Origin of the sequence: Nocardia rhizosphaerae, assembly GCF_042650365.1 — a bacterium.
Lineage (GTDB): Bacteria > Actinomycetota > Actinomycetes > Mycobacteriales > Mycobacteriaceae > Nocardia > Nocardia rhizosphaerae.
The window spans coordinates 15,257-31,529 of sequence record NZ_JBHSBA010000012.1 but is presented as its reverse complement, the minus strand read 5'-3'; the positions used below and the strand labels follow the sequence as shown (position 1 = coordinate 31,529).

Genomic DNA, 16,273 nt, shown 5'->3' with positions numbered 1-16,273 from the left:
GGCATGCTCCTCATTCGAACGCCAGCTGGGTGCCGGTGGAGTTGGGCCTGGGCCGATAGCGTGCCGCAGCAGCATGGAGTATCAGTGTGTCCGGAGTGGTCTCGGCCAGCCGAAGCGAGACAAGCAGCTCAACAGCATCGTCTCGCAAAGTTCTAGGTACTCCGGCATATTCACTTCGCCAAGCCCGTCCATGTGCACGCAGTAGTCCGGACACCACAGAGTCGACCAGCAGCCAGGTGAACTCCATCGCCGCCGCATCGTCATCGACCGAATCGAGCAACCCACTGATCAGCAGCAAGGCAGCCTGCTTGACCGTCCCAGACCCCGGAAACTCTATGTCCGACAGCGCACCACCCGGGTCATAGCCGAGCGCGCCCTCGGCCCGCACCTCCAGCACCAGGCCGAACGCGTCGCTCAGCATCCGGGTGAGCTCGGATCGTTCGCGCGAAAGGACATCGAGCTCTTCCGGTCCGAGATCGGACCGCAGCACGACCGGTTCCTCCACGAGCCGCCGCCGGAGCGACCGGCGCGGCGCATCAGGTTGGGGCGCAATCACATCCGCGGATGCGGTACCCGGTCCAATCGACTTGACGAGCAGGTGTGGCAGGAGCGGGCGACAGATCGTCAGCAATGCCTCGTCACCCGATTCTCCCCATTGCGCCAACGTCCCGTCTACCTCGGTCAGCACACCCCACTCGAGCAGAACCGCCAAGGCGGCCACCAGCTGCCGGCGATCACCGATCCCATCCGACAAGGGAATCCCCTGCTGGGCGGCGTCGGTGCGGATCTGCGTCACCAACGTCGACAACAGGATCTGCTCCCCAACCCCAGGAGCCAACAGCGCTGCTCCCGCGAGTGCGATCAAGGTGTAGCCCCTGGCGCCGAATCGCGTTCCATTCCGACGAGCCAGGCTCCGGGCAGCAGCGTGTGGTTCCGGCGGCAGTTTGGCAAGACGCGCGAACCCCGACTCCACCACCAGGTGATAGCCGATATTCACCGCGAAAAGCCGACGCAAGGCAGTCGCATGCTTGCGGATCAACGCCATCGCTTCCGGGGCACGTGCCGCAGTCACGATCGGTGTCCGCAGCAGGATCCGCGCGGCTTCCCGTGTTTCCGCCGCGTCCTGCTTGTCCGTTGCGAGAGATCTATCCGACGTCACCATCGCGTTCTTCCACCCAGGCCGGTGCTACCGGACGGCAGCTGAGCTGATACCCACGGACGATCAATGAGCCATCGGGCGAGTCGACCGTCGTCGACCCGCCCGGGGCAGCGTGCAGCACCACACCGAGGTCGTGATTGGTGATGGTGGATGTGTCGGCAGCGAGCAGGCGAGCAAGCTCATCCAGCAGTGCCGTTCGGGCCTGTGGTGACAGGTGAGCACCGTCGAGGTGCCCGGCCGCGGACAGTTCGGCGGCGACCAGCGCATTGCGCTCTGCCTCCATTCGCGCCGCGGCTTCGACGACCGCGCGGTCTCGGCTGATGTCGGGCACTCTCGCCGATCGGCCCTTCGCAGCCCGAGTACCACGCTCCCGCAGAGAAACCGGGACATCGATCGGATCGGCGGAGATCCACGATGTCATCGGACCCACGCGGGGGTCCGGCTCGTCCGGGCCGAGGGACAGGTGTCGGGTCGACCAGACGCCGAAGGCCGCGGTGAACAACTGGTGCGCCTCGTCGTCGCTGGAGTGCTGAAACCAGCCGGCCAGACGCAGCAGATCGGCGCGGCGGGAGAATCCGGTGGAGGTCGAATGGAGCATTCGCTTGGCATTGGCCAACAGCTGCCCCAGCGCCTGCCCCGCCGCGGCCCGCAACTGTTCCGGCCCGGAGTCCTGCCCCGAGCCGGTGTACCACTGCTGCAGTTGTGCCCAGTCCGATCGGCTTCGGCCGCCTGCCCTTTCGACAGTCGCCAGATCGCCCAGTTCGAGCCGTGCCACCGAGTCGAGGATGGACAGGAGTTCGTCGAGGCTGTGCGACACGATCGCGAGACGTTCGGCGATCAAGGGCGCGTGACGGTTCACATCCGCGGTGATCAGATCGACGTAGTCGAGAAGCAGGCCTTTGAACTGCGCGTACTCGTCGCCGTGCAGGTCGAACCGGCTGAGCACGCCGGCGATATAGGCGTAGAAGTCGGTGACGCTCGCGGTGAAGAGCCGCTGGTTGTTGAAGATCGTCGTGACGACGCCGGCCAGCTTGTCCGCCCGGTCCGCCGACCGCGGCAGTGTCGTGATCGCGATGACCTCCGCCAGCGAGTCCGCGATCTCACCCAACAACTCCCGAGCGACTTCACGAGCGCCGTCTGCGGCTTCCATGATCTCCACCGCACCGCGGTGCACGCGGCCACCCAAACTCGAAACCTGATATCGGGAGCGAGCGCGGAGGTAGTCCCGCACCGAGCTCACTCGCGCGTCTCGCAGCGAGGGCACCAGATTCCCCCAACGGACGAGCTGCCTGCACCTGGCCTCGACCATGTCCGAATCCAGCGACAGACCCTCACGATCGAGCAACTCGACCACAGTCGACGCCGACATGTCGGCCAATAAAGACGCGGTGAACCGCGACATGATGGCGATGTAGTCCATCCGTTCGTCCGCGGCGAGGTAGCGGAAGAGATCGAGATGCGCCGCGGTGTCGCGTTGATCAGTCACGAGCTAAACCTGACCGCGCGTTTCGTCCAGGCAATCCGATCCGGACGATACGTCCAGTCGGAGCTGGCGAACCAACCGCTCCATCTCCTTCTCCCATCCGGGAGTCCCACCACCAGCACTATGGATCGCAGTGCGCACCGCGGCGGTACCCCGGGTGCAAGCCTGGAGCAGGTCGTCTGCCCGGACCTGCAGTTCGACCATGATCTGGCCCTCGCGGTGATCGAGCCGGGCGGATGAGATGTGGTCCAGTGTCTGCAGATTGGACCACAACTCCTCGATATGGGCAGCGAAGTCGGCCCGATCCTTGATGCCGTCGGCGCTGATCGAGGCCCGGAAGCACACCGACCACGCCCGCTCGGGCGATCCACCTCGATCCATGAGGTGGCGCTTCACCCGCGTGCCGACGGCGTCGAGTCCGGGTGCCCCACTGATCGTTTCGGAGTCGAGCCGCACGCGATAACCGAGTGCGTGCATCATGCGAGCCAGGCTTCGCAACGTCAGGTTGCGTCTGCCACTGAGTCGCTGGCTCACTTCCGTCGGCGTCACCTCGAGCAGTTCGGCCAGCTGCTTCTTACTCATGCGCTTCGCGTCCAGCGCGCCGTGCACCATTTCGGTCGCCGACAGCAGCAGACGCTCCTCCGCGAACAGCGCCTCTGCCTCCGGCGTCCGCCGGAACCATGTCGTCATTGTTCTTGCGCCTCCTTCCAGATCCCCCGTGCCCGCTCGGCCTGCGTGCATACCTTGCGGTCGGACGGCTTGACGGCGCCGTGGGTCGCCACCCAGTCCTGCCTCGACCTGATGACGTAGAGCCGATGTCCCGACCTTGTCTTGATCTCATGAACTGGTGGCTCGCCGTGGCATTGCAGCGGGCGCATCTCTTCTGGGCTCCGCAGGAAGCCCACCTCCGTCAGCCTGTCCAACCTGGCCCGGAACTGAACCTGCGGTTGTAGCGGTAGGCCGGCCAGCCAGGCCGAAGCGAGGCATCCGCGACCAGGCACCACTACGCCGAACACTGTCAGTGCGCGACCTTCATAGATGACCTCCAGCTCAAATGAAGACATAACTTCACTTTCTTGGCAGTGTACTGCCCCGATCCAGAAACGCGTGAACTTTGACGCAAAGATGTGACTGGGAGCGAAACCCGCTGCGATCCCCCGCTGCGATCGATACCGTACTCGAACTCGACCGCCCCGACCAGTGCCCGTTGCCGTCCAGTTCGACCCCGCACTGCTCGACGGTCTTCACCGCGATGCACCGCACCCAATCACCCTGGATGTCACCGGAAGTCGGGCGGCTCACCGCAGCGAGGGCCACATCGGTCGGCGCCGAGGCCCTAGGAAGACGCCCTTCATTCGTACCACTCCAGCTTGAGCAAGCGCAGCTCAGTGAAAACATCGTCAATCATTGACATGCCTTCGCGAGTCGGTTAGCATCGACCCCGAACCGGCGGCCATCGTGTCGCAAGATCTTCCGGCCGGAATCATCCGGTCGACTAGCATCCGACAGACGTGGCGAACAGCGACGACCAGCCACGACAGCTGACCGAACACCCGAGGAGCACACGTGGGGGCCTTGCTTCCGACCCTGCAAGCCGAGCGGCTGCGGGAAGGGTTGACCGACTATCTGACAACGACCTTCGCGCTGACCGACCCGGATACCCGGGGCGCCCTCACCGACTTCATCGGACATCCACGCGACGGCATGTTCAAAGGTCCCTACGTCCGGCTGCGCCTCCCTTTCGCCCCCGCACGCGGCAATTGGGGCATGCATCTGAACTGGTGGCCCAAATACTTCGAGCCCTATGGACATCAGGCAGCGGCGTTCGAACGGCTGTCGAGCAAGTTCCATCCGCGACCGCAGCCGACGCTGGTCACCACGGGTACCGGCTCCGGCAAGACAGAGTCGTTCCTGATCCCGATCCTCGATCATGTGCTGCGAGCCAAGAAGGCTGGCGTATCGGGGATGAAGGCACTGGTCATCTACCCGATGAACGCGCTGGCCAACGACCAGGAACAGCGGCTCGCGAAGATGATCACCAGCCACCCGGAGCTCGCGGGAGTCACGGCCGGGCTCTACACCGGCGAACAGTCCTCGGGTGGGCGGACGCTCGTCTCCGAAGCGGGCTTGATCACCGATCGGCGCCTCATGCACGATTCGCCGCCCGACATTCTGCTCACCAACTACAAAATGCTCGACCACATGCTGCTGCGTTCGGATCGGGCGCCGATGTGGCGGCAGTCGGCGACCTCGTTGCAGTACGTGGTGCTCGACGAGTTCCACACCTACGACGGCGCGCAGGGTACCGATGTGGCGATGCTGTTGCGCCGGCTAGGACTCACGCTCAAGTCTCATTGGACGACGCAGTCACCGGTCACCACGGAGGACCGGGCGCGGCCGCTGGGCAAGATCACCCCGGTGGCGACGTCGGCGACGCTCGGGTCGAAGGGCGAACCGACCCAGATGCTGGACTTCGCCGAAACCGTGTTCGGCGAGCCGTTCAGCAAGGAAACCCTGATCGGTGAGACACGGGTCGATGTCGAGGAATGGCTGGGCAACCGGAGCACCGCGCTCGACCGAACCTTCTCGCCGGTGGAGCCGGTCCTCAGCGAGGCTGTCGCCGAGCTGGATCGGGCCGCTGCGAAGGCGCTCACCAACAAGCGACTCACCGCCGCGGTGCTGGCCACCCTGTTCCGCCACACCTCCGACATCGACGATACGCCCGAGCGGATCGCGGCCGGGCTGCACAAGCTCGACGAATCCGAGATGCTCGATCTGGTCAAGAGACACGGAACCGTCGCGCGCATTCTGCGCAGTGCGCTCGACGTGATCTCGGTGAAAGAGCTGGCTGCGACGGCGCTGCCCGCACTGACCGGCGAGCGGGATCTCGGACGCAGTCTCGCGCACCGTGAACGCTATGTCGGGTATCTCTTCGCCGCGCTCTCACACCTGCGCGCCGAAGTCGGGCGGTCGGCATTGAATGTCGATGTGCACCTGTGGTTTCGGGAACTGTCCCGGGTCGACAGGGCCGCAGCGGCGACGCCGATGTTCCGCTGGCCCGACGACGGCGCTCTCGACGACACCGGCACCGACTACTACCCCTCGCTCTACTGCCGGCACTGCGGCCGCTCTGGTTGGGGCGTGCGGCTGGCACCGACGGGTACCACCCTCGACACCAGCGATGAGGACATCCGCAGCCACCACGCCTCGGGCGGTCTGCGGTTCCGCGCGCTGATCTCCGCACCCACCGAAGCTGAACTGGACGAATCCGTCGAGGGCTTGCGGTGGTTCCGGGTCGACGACAGGGAAATCGTCGATCAGCGCCCCGAGGCCGACAGCGCGGAGCTGCTGGATGGCCGGGTTCTGCCGGTGCTCTTCCTCAGCGGGCCCGATGCCGACGAGAACTCGCGCAAGGATCTGTGCCCGGCGTGTGGTGCCGACGACGGAATCCGGTTCCTCGGTAGCGCGATCGCCACTCAGCTGTCGGTGGCCCTGTCGAATCTTTTCGGCGACGCGCACCTCGACAACGGTGAGAAGAAGGCCCTGGTCTTCACCGACAGCGTGCAGGACGCAGCTCATCGCGCCGGGTTCGTCCAGGCCAGGTCACACACCCTCAGCCTGCGCTCGACACTCCGAAATGCCCTGGGTGACAGGGTCAGTGGCGAACAGATGCTGACCCTGTCAGAACTACGCGACGCCGTACTCGAACGCGCGGGCGAGGATTCCGGTCGGCGCTATCACCTGCTCGCACCGGACATCGTCGAACACGAGGCCTTCGCCCCGTTCTGGCAGCCCGATACCCCGGCGGCTCTGCGGCGCAAGGCCGCGAAGACGGTGGCCCGGCGCGTACAGTTCGACATCGATCTCGAATTCGGTCTGCAGTCCAGGCTCGGTCGCACCCTCGAACTGACCGGCAGCGTGGTCGCGGAGGTGGATCTCGGTTCACCGCAGCGGGTTGCCCAGCTCGGCACCACGGCGCTCGAACGGACCGAGCATCAGCTGGCTTTCTCCGAACCCGACCCGACCGCCGTCACGCAGTGGGTGCGTGGTGTCGCGGAGCGGATGCGCACCCGCGGGGCGATCGCGCACGAATGGCTCACCACCTATGTCCAGCGAGATGCCAACCGGCGGTGGGTATGGGGCGGCCGACCGAGAGGTCAGGGGATGCCCGCGTTCCCGAAAGGCCGACCGGCACCGGCCTTCCCCGCTGTCGGCGGACGTACCGTGCCCGAGGGCTTCGACCCGATCACGGCGTCCTCGTCGTGGTACGCACGGTGGGCCGCGCAATGCCTGAATGTCTCGCCCCACGAGGGCGGATTCCTGGCCAGGGCACTGTTCGAGGTGCTCGCCGAGGAACGGGTCGTGAACACTGTCAGCACCGAGAAGTCGCTCACCGCCTACCAGTTGACGCACGACACGGTGATGGTCGGCGTTCCCGACGCCGACGGGCTGAGCGGGATGAAGTACCTGCTCGTGTGCGATGTCTGCCAAACCCCGACGCCGGGCAGCGCGGCCGTGATCACCCAGCTCGACGGAGCCCCATGCCTGCTCACCCGGTGCCCCGGCCGCCTCGTCAGGGCGGCCGAACACAACAACTTCTACCGCGACCTCTACGACAGTTCGGAGATGAAGCGTGTCGTCGCGCGCGAACACACCTCGCTGCTGCCGACCAAGACCCGCCTCGAGTACGAGACGAAGTTCAAGACAACGGCCGCGGACCCTACGGCACCGAACGTGCTGGTCGCGACGCCGACGCTCGAGATGGGTATCGACATCGGCGACCTGTCGACGGTCATGCTCGGATCGATGCCACGGACCGTGTCGTCCTACCTGCAGCGGGTGGGCCGCGCGGGCCGTCTCACCGGCAACTCACTCGCGTTGGCGTTCGTGCGTGGCCGCGGCGAACACCTGCCGAAGCTGGGTGACCCGACCTCGGTGATCCAGGGCGAGGTGCGCCCGCCCGCCACCTTCCTCACCGCCGAAGAGATCCTGCAACGGCAGTACGTCGCACACATCGTCGACCGGCTCGCGCGAAAGGCCGGTGCCGAAGATCCCGGCAGCGCGACCAATGTGCTGTCGAGCTTCGACGACGGAACATGGATGGGCACCCTCATCGAGGTCGCCGACGACGACGCCGATCTCCTGCTCGACGAATTCCTCGGGCAGTTCGGCGATCTCCTCGGGGAGGCCACGACCACGAGCCTGCGCACCTGGGCGACGCCACCCGGGCTTGGCGAGCACAGCGGGCTCGGAACCCTCCTGCGTGAAGCGGTCCATCGCTGGAACCGCGACGTCAACGAGCTGCGCCATCGGCGTACGGCCGTCGACGCGGCCCTCCCGGATTTCGAGCAGCGCGCCGCCTCCCCCGCCGCGACCGACGACGATCGCCGCGACCTGCGCACCGCGCGCGGCACCCTGCGGCTGCTGTCCAAGAGCATCAATGACCTCACCACCGAGCACTGGGTGGGCGTGCTCGAACGCTATGGCGTGCTACCCAACTACACCCTGCTCGACGACGCCGTTTCCCTCGATGTCGGCATCACCTGGATCGACCCGGATACCAACGAATACGCCGAGGACACCGCCAGCTATCAGCGCGGGTCGCGGGTCGCGCTGACCGAGCTCGCACCGGGCGCGACCTTCTACGCACAGGGTCTGGCCGTCGAGATCGATGCGGTCGATCTCGGGGCCGGGGAATCCGCGATCCACACCTGGCGGGTGTGCCCGTCCTGCGGCTGGGCCGGGATCAGCCATGGCGCCGACCCCACCCCGCCACCGATCCAGTGCCCCCGCTGCCACACCGCCGCGATCGCGGATGTGAGCCAGCAGCTGCGGGTGGTGGAGATGGCCAAGGTGTCGGCCGAGGTGCGGCGGGACGAAGCCGCGATCAATGACATCAGAGACGAGCGGCGCCAGGAGTCGTTCACCGTGCTGACCGCCGCCGATATCAACCCGGAGAACATCACCAAACGCTGGTTCGTCGCCGAGCAGGACTTCGGCGCCGAATACTTGCGGCGCATGGATATTCGCTGGCTCAATATGGGCAGGCGTAACTCTCAGGGCAGCAAACGCCTGGTCGCGGGCAACTCCACCACCGGTGGGCTCTTTCGCGTGTGTTCGGGCTGCGGACAGCTCGACAAGGTGGCGGGCCGCAACGAGCCGCACGAGCATCGGAGCTGGTGCAAGTACCGAAAGGCCGACGACGAGAAGCACGTTCGCGAGATCGCGCTGGCGCGGACATTGCGGACACAGGCCGTGCTGCTGCACCTGCCCGGCTGGCTCGAATACGACTCGTTCGCCCATCCGAGCCTCAGCGCGGCCATTTTGCTCGGATTGCGGCAAGTGATCGGCGGCTCGCCGGAACACCTCGATGTCACCGCGATCACCGATGCGCTGCATGCGCCCCATCAACGAGCGCTGCTGATCCACGACACCGTGCCCGGCGGCACCGGCTACCTCGCCGATTTCGCCGACCCGCGCAAGGTGTGGGAAGTGCTCGCGGCCGCTCGTGTCATCGTCAAGAACTGTGACTGTACGGACCGGCTCGCCTGCCACAAATGCTTGCTGCCGTTCGCCCCGCCGCGCGAACTCGACAAGGTTTCGCGCGTCACCGCCGCCAAGGTGCTCGACGACCTGCTCGCCTGCCAAGGAGGAGAACCGGATGCGGGCCGGTGGCTGGAGTCCATCACCGAGGAGACGCCGGCGAGCCCGATCGGCAGCCCTGAGTCCCCGCTCGAGCGCGAGTTCTACAAGGCGTTCACCGAGCGGCTGACAACCATGGGCGCGACCATCACCGAACGACCAGGCACCTACGGTCCCACCGCGACGATCACCTTGCCCGGCACCAAGATTCGGACCTGGCAGCTGGAACCGCAGGTTTTGATGGGCAACAGCCAACCCGACTTCCAGCTCCGCACCGGCGACCCCGACATTCCGATCATCGCGCTCTTCGCCGACGGGCGGAAATACCATGCGGCGCCACCCAACAACCGGGTCAGCGATGATGCGCGCAAACGCGAGATCCTCCGCTCCGGCGGTGTGCTGGTGTGGGCGTTCGGTCACGACGACCTGCGCAGGTTCATCAGCGCCCAGCCCGAACAACCCAGTTGGTTCACCGAGAAACTCGCGGGGCTCACCCGGAAACAAGGCAATCTGCGGCCCGCACTGTTCAACCTCCTGCAGGCCGATCCGATCACCCAGTTGATCGAGTTCATGGTGGACCCGGACCGGGACGCCTGGGCTGCCGTCGGCCGGTGGCTCCCCTTCATGTTCTTGCAGAACGGAAGGACCAAGGGCGACAGTGCGGCGATCGGCGACTGGGCGCTTGACCTGATCAATGGCACCGGCACCCCGATCAGCGAGGGCGAGTACCACTGCTGGTCCTACACAGACGGACCATTGACCGTCACGGCTGCCGTGCCCGCGAAAATGGAGACCATCGATGCGGTCCTGGCGCTGGACGACCGCGACGAAGCATTGGAGATTCGCGAAGGCCACGCATGGAAGGAATGGCTGCGCCTGTCCAATTGGTTCGGCCTCGACGGACACACCATCACCACACGCACACTGCTCGATTCCGGCAACGGCAATATCCGCGCCGACGCACCGGGCACCTCATCGCGCACCGGTAGCTCTCGTGCCACCGCGACGGAACTCACGCCGCAGTGGCGAGAACTCTACGACGACACCATTTCCGACGCCGAGCGCGAGCTCGTGCTCGGTCTGGCGTCGATCGGTGCACCGGTGCCGGTGCTCGGTGTCGAAACCGACCGTGGCGATGTCATCGACATCGGCTGGCCGGATGCCCGGATCGGGGTCCTCCTAGGCGATCCCGACGCGGCTCCTACGATGACCGAACAGGGGTGGACGATCTGCCCGGCTGATCCAGCCGAACTCGTCGACGCGCTGAAGACGAACGGGGTGATGTGATGGCGCACATCGTGATGACCAGCCAGCGGAAGTCGGGTAACGATCTCGACGGTCCGGTCAAGCGGCGAGCATTCGATTTTCTCGACACGCTGCAGAACAATGAATCGGCAGCGATCCCCCTGATCGAATCCGTTCCGGGGGCTCGCGACGACCGGGTCCGAGTCAGCCGAATCGGGCTGGGGCACACAGCGATCCTCTTCTCGGTGACGCCAACGGGCGGCGGCGAAGCCTCCTTCGTCTACATGGGCGCATGGCCGGACGAAGCAGCTGCGAGATTGGCACCCCGTGCCGGTTTGCAGGTGAACCCGGTCAATGGTGTGCTCGACCTCATCGTCCACGAGGACCAGCCCGCCGCAGTGACCTCCGGTCCCGAACATGCTCGCCCCCAGGTCGATTCCGGGTACCTGCGGCGATTGGGGTTCACCGCCGAACAGCTCACCCAGGAACTCGGCCTCGATGCCACCCTCGTCGATCGTGCGCTCGCCGCCGCGGACGACCACGTGATCAACGCGATCGCCGCCGATGTCGACGGGTGGCAGGGCGACGCACTGCTCGAACTGGCCTGCGGCCTCGGGATCGACGACATCCGGGAGAAGCTGCGTCTCACCGAGAATCCGGTCGACCCGACGCTTGCCGAGGACGACCAGATTCTGCAGGCGCTCGAACACCCCGCCAGCCAGATCCAGTTCACCTACATCGGCGCCGACGCCGACGAACTCCGGCGCGTTATCGAAGGCGGCAGCTTCGCCGCGTGGCGCACGTTCCTGCACCCCGAACAACGTACCTATGCCGAAAAGCACTACAGCGGCGCATTCCGGCTGTCCGGCGGCGCTGGCACCGGCAAAACCGTGGTCGCGCTGCACCGAGCCCGCAATCTGTGGCGACGTAATCCGAACGCCCGCATCGTGCTCACCACCTTCAACCGAACTCTCGCCCGCCAGCTGCACGCCGACCTGCAGACCCTCGAACCCGGCATCACGATCGCCGCGAAGCCCGGCGACACCGGCGTCTACATCGACGGCGTCGACAAACTGGCCAGTGATGTACTCCTCCGTGCCCGCGAGCTGGCACCGGTTGCCGAAGCGGTGCTCGGCAGTGCCACCGAGCTGTCGCCGCGACGGACCGACACGGTGAAAGTGTGGCGAGAGATCACCAAGTCGGTGGATACCGACCTGGATCCGCGCCTGGCCACCCCGGCTTTCCTCGACAACGAATACACCGCGGTGGTGCTGGCGAACCAGGTCACCACGGTCGCCGACTATGCGAAGGTCGCCAGGGCGGGACGGGGAGTACGGCTGAACCGCTCGCAGCGCATCGCCGTCTGGAAACTCGTCGAGGCATTCCGGCGCCGCAGCCGAATGGACGGTACCGTCAGTTTCCCGGAGGTACTGGCGCTGGCGGCAGAGTATCTGCGTCGACGCGGCAATGCGGGCGAGCCTTTCCTGGCCGATCACGTGATCGTGGACGAGGCCCAAGACTTGCACGCCACCCACTGGGCGATGCTCCGAGCGCTCGTCGCCGAGGGACCCGACGACATCTTCATCGCCGAAGACTCCCACCAGCGCATTTTCGGACAGCCGGTGGTACTCGGACGGCTCGGCATCAAGATCGTCGGACGGTCGCGACGTCTGACGCTGAACTACCGCACCACCGCACAGAACCTCCAATTCGCCATCGCCATTCTCTCCGGCGCCGAGTACCACGACCTCGAAGAGGCCGCGGAATCCACGCACGGATATCGCTCGGCACGCACCGGACCCGAACCCAGGCTGCTCGCCTGCACCTCGCTGTCCGATGAGCTCGACCAGGTGGCCACCCGCGTTCGTTCCTGGCTCGACAAGGGAGTCGAGCCGTCGAGCATCGCGATCCTGACGCGCGGCAAGAACGATCGCAGCCAATTCGTCCGGGCATTGGGTGAACGCGGCATCGAGGCCCGCGTGCTCGACGACAATCCGGCCGGGCCGGGGCACGTACAGGTACTGACCATGCATCGCTCCAAGGGCATGGAGTTCGCGAAGGTTGTTCTCGCCGGTGTCGACGAGGCCCACGTGCCCGCCAGATCGGTTCTGGCCGAGGCGCCCGAGGAGGAACGGGCCGAAGCCGAGTTGCGGGAACGGTCGCTGCTCTACGTCGCGGCCAGTCGCGCACGCGACGAACTCGTTGTGACGTGGAGCGGGCGGCGATCCGTGCTGCTCCAGGCCGTTCCGCGATAGTCGTCGGCCGACTCATATCGACCTGCAATAACTTCGGCGAGCGGTCGCCGATCGAAGGAACTGAGGTGTGCCGTGGCAACCGTCGTGTTGGCGACGAACAACAAGTCGATGCCGAAGCTCGACGGATCGGTCAAAGACAAGGTCTACGACTTCTTCGAGAAAGTCCGCGCGGACGATACGGCCCCGGGGCTCCACATCGAACCCATCAAGGGCTCAGCCGATCCCCGAGTACGCACCGGGCGTGTCGACCTGAACTACCGAGCGCTCATGTTCCGCATCGCTGACAAATTCGGCGACGCCACCTACATCTACCTCGGTACCTGGAAGCACGACGTAGCCAACAAGCTGGCCGAGAAGTCCACCCTGCGGGTCAATCCCGTCAACGGCGTACTCGAAGGCATCGTCGGCGAACTCGACGGCAACGCCGATCGCAAGAAGCGATCGGTCGTGCCCGATCCCCTCGGCGTACTCGCGGCCATGGCCGCACAACCAGCTGTCGGCTACCTGAGCCACGCCGGGTACGTCCTCGAACAGCTCACCGACCGTCTCGGTCTCGACGAGACGCTGGCGAGTGACGTGCTCACGGCGCCCGATCAGGACGGCGTATTCGCTGTGGCGCAAACCACCGAGGTGGCCTGGCAGCAGAATGCCATCCTCGAACTAGCGGTCGGCCGTTCCATCGACGACATTCGCGACACGCTCGGCTTCACCGAGCGGCCGGTCGACGAAACCCTGGACGAGAACGAACAGATTCTCGCCGCCCTGGAACATCCCGCCACCAAGATGCAGTTCACCCTGGTCGACGACAACGACGAGCTCCGCCGCGTGATCGAAGAAGGCGATTTCAAAGCCTGGCGGACCTTCCTGCACCCCAACCAGCGCCGGTTCGTCGAGAAGCATCAGCGGGGCGCCTTCCGGCTCTCGGGCGGAGCCGGTACCGGTAAGACCGTGGTCGCACTGCACCGTGCCCGCTACCTCGCCAAGCAGAATCCGGATGCACGGATCGTGCTGACGACCTACAACAAGACTCTCGCCAAATCACTACTCGATGACCTGCAGGCACTCGACGCATCCCTCACCATCGCCGAGGAGCCCGGCGACCGCGGTATCTACGTCGCCGGAATCGACAAGCTCGCGGCCGCGCATCTGCGACGCAACAAGGATTGCGACGAGGCGTTCGCCATGATCTTCGGTCCCGGAACCTCGACCCGACGTGGACGTACGGTCAACGCCGACTTCGGCTGGTCGGACGTGGTGGCCGGAGTACAGAACACGCTCGATCCACGGCTGAAGCATCCCGCCTTCCTCGCCGCCGAATATGTCAGCGTGGTTCTGGGGAATCGAATCACCACCCAAGCCGAGTACCTGAAAGTCCCACGCGCTGGACGTGGCGTGCGATTGAGCCGACCGCAGCGGGCCGCGGTGTGGCAGCTGATCGAGGAGTACCGCAAGATCGGTCGCGGCGCGGGTCGCGTCAGTTTTCCCGAGATCCTCGCCCTGGCCGCGGCGGACCTGCAGTGGCGAGCCGAATCCACCGGTCACACCGTCGCTGATCATGCGATCGTCGACGAGGCCCAGGACCTGCACGCCACTCACTGGGCGTTGCTCCGCGCGCTGGTCGAGGAGGGGCCCAATGATCTTTTCATCGCTGAAGATTCGCATCAGCGGATCTACGGCCAACCAGTAGTCCTCAGTCGGCTCGGCATCAATATCCGCGGCGGACGATCGAACAAACTCACCCTCAACTACCGAACCACCGCGCAGAACCTGCATTTCGCCGTGAGCATCCTCGAAGGCGCGACCTATCGCGATCTGGAGGAAGGCGAGGAATCGACCGCGGGCTACACCTCCGCCCGCCTCGGGCCCGCGCCACGACTGGTCCCCTGTGCTTCGCTCCTCGAAGAACTGACGGCAATCGCCGATCAGCTCGGCGAATGGATCGCAGACGGCATCTCCCCAGTGGACATCGCGGTCCTCACTCGCGGCGCCCGCGAACGCGATCTCCTGGTTCGCGCCCTGAAGGACCGGGGCGTCTCCGCGCAGGTCCTCGATGACGACCTGCCGACCGCAGGGCACGTCCAAGTGCTCACCATGCACCGGTCCAAGGGAATGGAATTCCGATGCGTGGTTCTTGCCGGCATCGATCGCGACCACGTGCCGTCACAGCACCAACTTCGTGGTGTGCCCGAAGAGGAACTCAGCGAGGCCGAGCAGCGAGAGCGCTCGCTGCTCTATGTGGCGGCCAGCCGAGCGCGCGATCAGCTGGTGGTGACATGGAGTGGCCAGCTTTCCGAACTATTGAAGAAGTGATTCTCGCGATAGACTTCGGCAAACGCTTTCTAACACAAAGCTCGTCGCGGTGCTCGGCGTGGCGGTCGCGGTGACGGTTTCGCTCTCCGGTTGCAGCACACCGAAGCCGGCCACCCAGCCACCGACGACCACCACCGTTGCCGCACCCTCGACCACCGACCCGGCTACCGTCGGCGGGTCCAGAATCGGTCCTGGTCCCTACCGAGTCGAGGCGACAATCGCCGTGGGTGACGACCCGCGCAGCGTTGCGATCGATCCCGGCACGCACAGGGCATATGTCGCCCACTTCGCAGACTTCACCGATCAGCAGTCAGTGTCGGTGATCGACACCCGCACCCGGGACGTCACCGCCGACATTCCGGTGAGCCAGGTGTTTCCACAAGGGCCCCAGTCGATCGCGGTGGACCCAGTCACCCATCTCGTCTACCTGGTCTGCGGCAACGGGGCTGGCCGGCTGTTTGGTTATCAGTCCCGATACCAACACCGTTACCGCGACAATCCAATTCGACGGTGACCCCAGCGCAGTCGTGGTGGATCCGGCCCGCAGCACTGCCTACGTCGCCAATCGCTTCTCCAGAACTGTGACCGCGATCGACACCATCACTCGAACCGTCCGCGCAACGATTCCAGTGAACGGCCTTCCCAGCGGCCTGGCGGTCGATCCGAACACGCACCACCTGTGGGTCGTCAACGGGGACGACGTCTCGATCATCGACCCCACAACTTACACCGTCAGCACCACTCTCCAGGTCAGACACCGCCCCGCGCACATCGCGATCGACCCGCACACCGACACCGCCTACCGTAACCCACTTCAATGGGCACTCGGTCTCACTGGTCGATACCGCAAGCCGCACGCTGACGGGCAGCGTCTCGCGGGGCGAACGAGGGACCGGCTACGCGGCCGTCATCGATCCGGCCGAGCACACCGTCTATCTCACCGGCCTGGCGTTCAGAACTGTGTCGATGATCGATACACGCAGCCGCAAGCTCACCGCCGAGCGCGACTCCGGCGTCACCCCGTCGACCGAATACGGTTCGACCACCTGGGGAGCCGCCGTGGACCCAACCACGCACCGCCTCTACGTGACCAATTCTGATATCGGCCGGATCGAAGTGATCGCTCATCGGTGAACGACCGCCGCGTTGGCGCCGACCATTGTTCTCGCTCAGTCCGCC

At 65.5% G+C, this 16,273-nt stretch carries 9 protein-coding genes and 1 pseudogene; 6 read left to right on the top strand and 4 right to left on the bottom strand.

Going from position 1 to position 16,273, the window contains the following annotated elements:
* Positions 1-10 precede the first annotated feature (10 nt).
* Genes ACFOW8_RS20080 through ACFOW8_RS20065 form a run of 4 tightly spaced genes read right to left on the bottom strand, consistent with a single transcriptional unit; the run spans position 11 to position 3,706 of the window.
* On the bottom strand, positions 11-1,162 hold the full coding sequence (locus tag ACFOW8_RS20080) for a TIGR02678 family protein (RefSeq protein ID WP_378552492.1): 1,152 nt from the start codon (positions 1,160-1,162) through the stop codon (positions 11-13).
* Positions 1,146-2,645, bottom strand: coding sequence for a TIGR02677 family protein (locus tag ACFOW8_RS20075; protein WP_378552490.1), 1,500 nt, complete (start codon positions 2,643-2,645; stop codon positions 1,146-1,148). The genes ACFOW8_RS20080 and ACFOW8_RS20075 overlap by 17 nt, the downstream gene beginning before the upstream one ends.
* 3 nt (positions 2,646-2,648) lie before the next feature.
* Positions 2,649-3,332 carry a helix-turn-helix domain-containing protein gene (locus ACFOW8_RS20070; protein ID WP_378552489.1) on the bottom strand — a complete coding sequence of 228 codons (684 nt, stop codon included), beginning with the start codon at positions 3,330-3,332 and terminating at the stop codon, positions 2,649-2,651.
* On the bottom strand, positions 3,329-3,706 hold the full coding sequence (locus ACFOW8_RS20065; protein ID WP_378552486.1) for a hypothetical protein: 378 nt from the start codon (positions 3,704-3,706) through the stop codon (positions 3,329-3,331). The genes ACFOW8_RS20070 and ACFOW8_RS20065 overlap by 4 nt, the downstream gene beginning before the upstream one ends.
* Before the next feature lie 502 nt (positions 3,707-4,208).
* Here ACFOW8_RS20065 and ACFOW8_RS20060 point away from each other — a divergent pair.
* The 6 genes and pseudogenes from ACFOW8_RS20060 to ACFOW8_RS20035 all read left to right on the top strand — a co-directional run bounded on the left by ACFOW8_RS20060 (position 4,209) and on the right by ACFOW8_RS20035 (position 16,228).
* Positions 4,209-10,571 carry a DEAD/DEAH box helicase gene (locus tag ACFOW8_RS20060; RefSeq protein ID WP_378552485.1) on the top strand — a complete coding sequence of 2,121 codons (6,363 nt, stop codon included), beginning with the start codon at positions 4,209-4,211 and terminating at the stop codon, positions 10,569-10,571.
* Entirely contained in the window at positions 10,571-12,784 is a 2,214-nt protein-coding gene (locus tag ACFOW8_RS20055) for a 3'-5' exonuclease (protein ID WP_378552483.1), read from the top strand. Before ACFOW8_RS20060 ends, ACFOW8_RS20055 begins: the two co-directional genes overlap by 1 nt.
* A 72-nt stretch (positions 12,785-12,856) precedes the next feature.
* Complete coding sequence (locus ACFOW8_RS20050; protein WP_378552482.1) at positions 12,857-15,094, top strand: 3'-5' exonuclease; 2,238 nt, start codon at positions 12,857-12,859, stop codon at positions 15,092-15,094.
* Positions 15,095-15,143: 49 nt separating this feature from the next.
* Positions 15,144-15,608, top strand: a complete 465-nt coding sequence (locus ACFOW8_RS20045) for a YncE family protein (RefSeq protein ID WP_378552480.1) — start codon at positions 15,144-15,146, stop codon at positions 15,606-15,608.
* A 13-nt stretch (positions 15,609-15,621) separates the two neighbouring features.
* Positions 15,622-15,744 (top strand): annotated as a pseudogene (locus tag ACFOW8_RS20040) (hypothetical protein); the annotation flags it as partial.
* 316 nt (positions 15,745-16,060) lie between these two features.
* Positions 16,061-16,228: a hypothetical protein gene (locus ACFOW8_RS20035; RefSeq protein WP_378552515.1), complete on the top strand. Its 168-nt coding sequence runs from the start codon at positions 16,061-16,063 to the stop codon at positions 16,226-16,228.
* Positions 16,229-16,273: the final 45 nt, after the last annotated feature.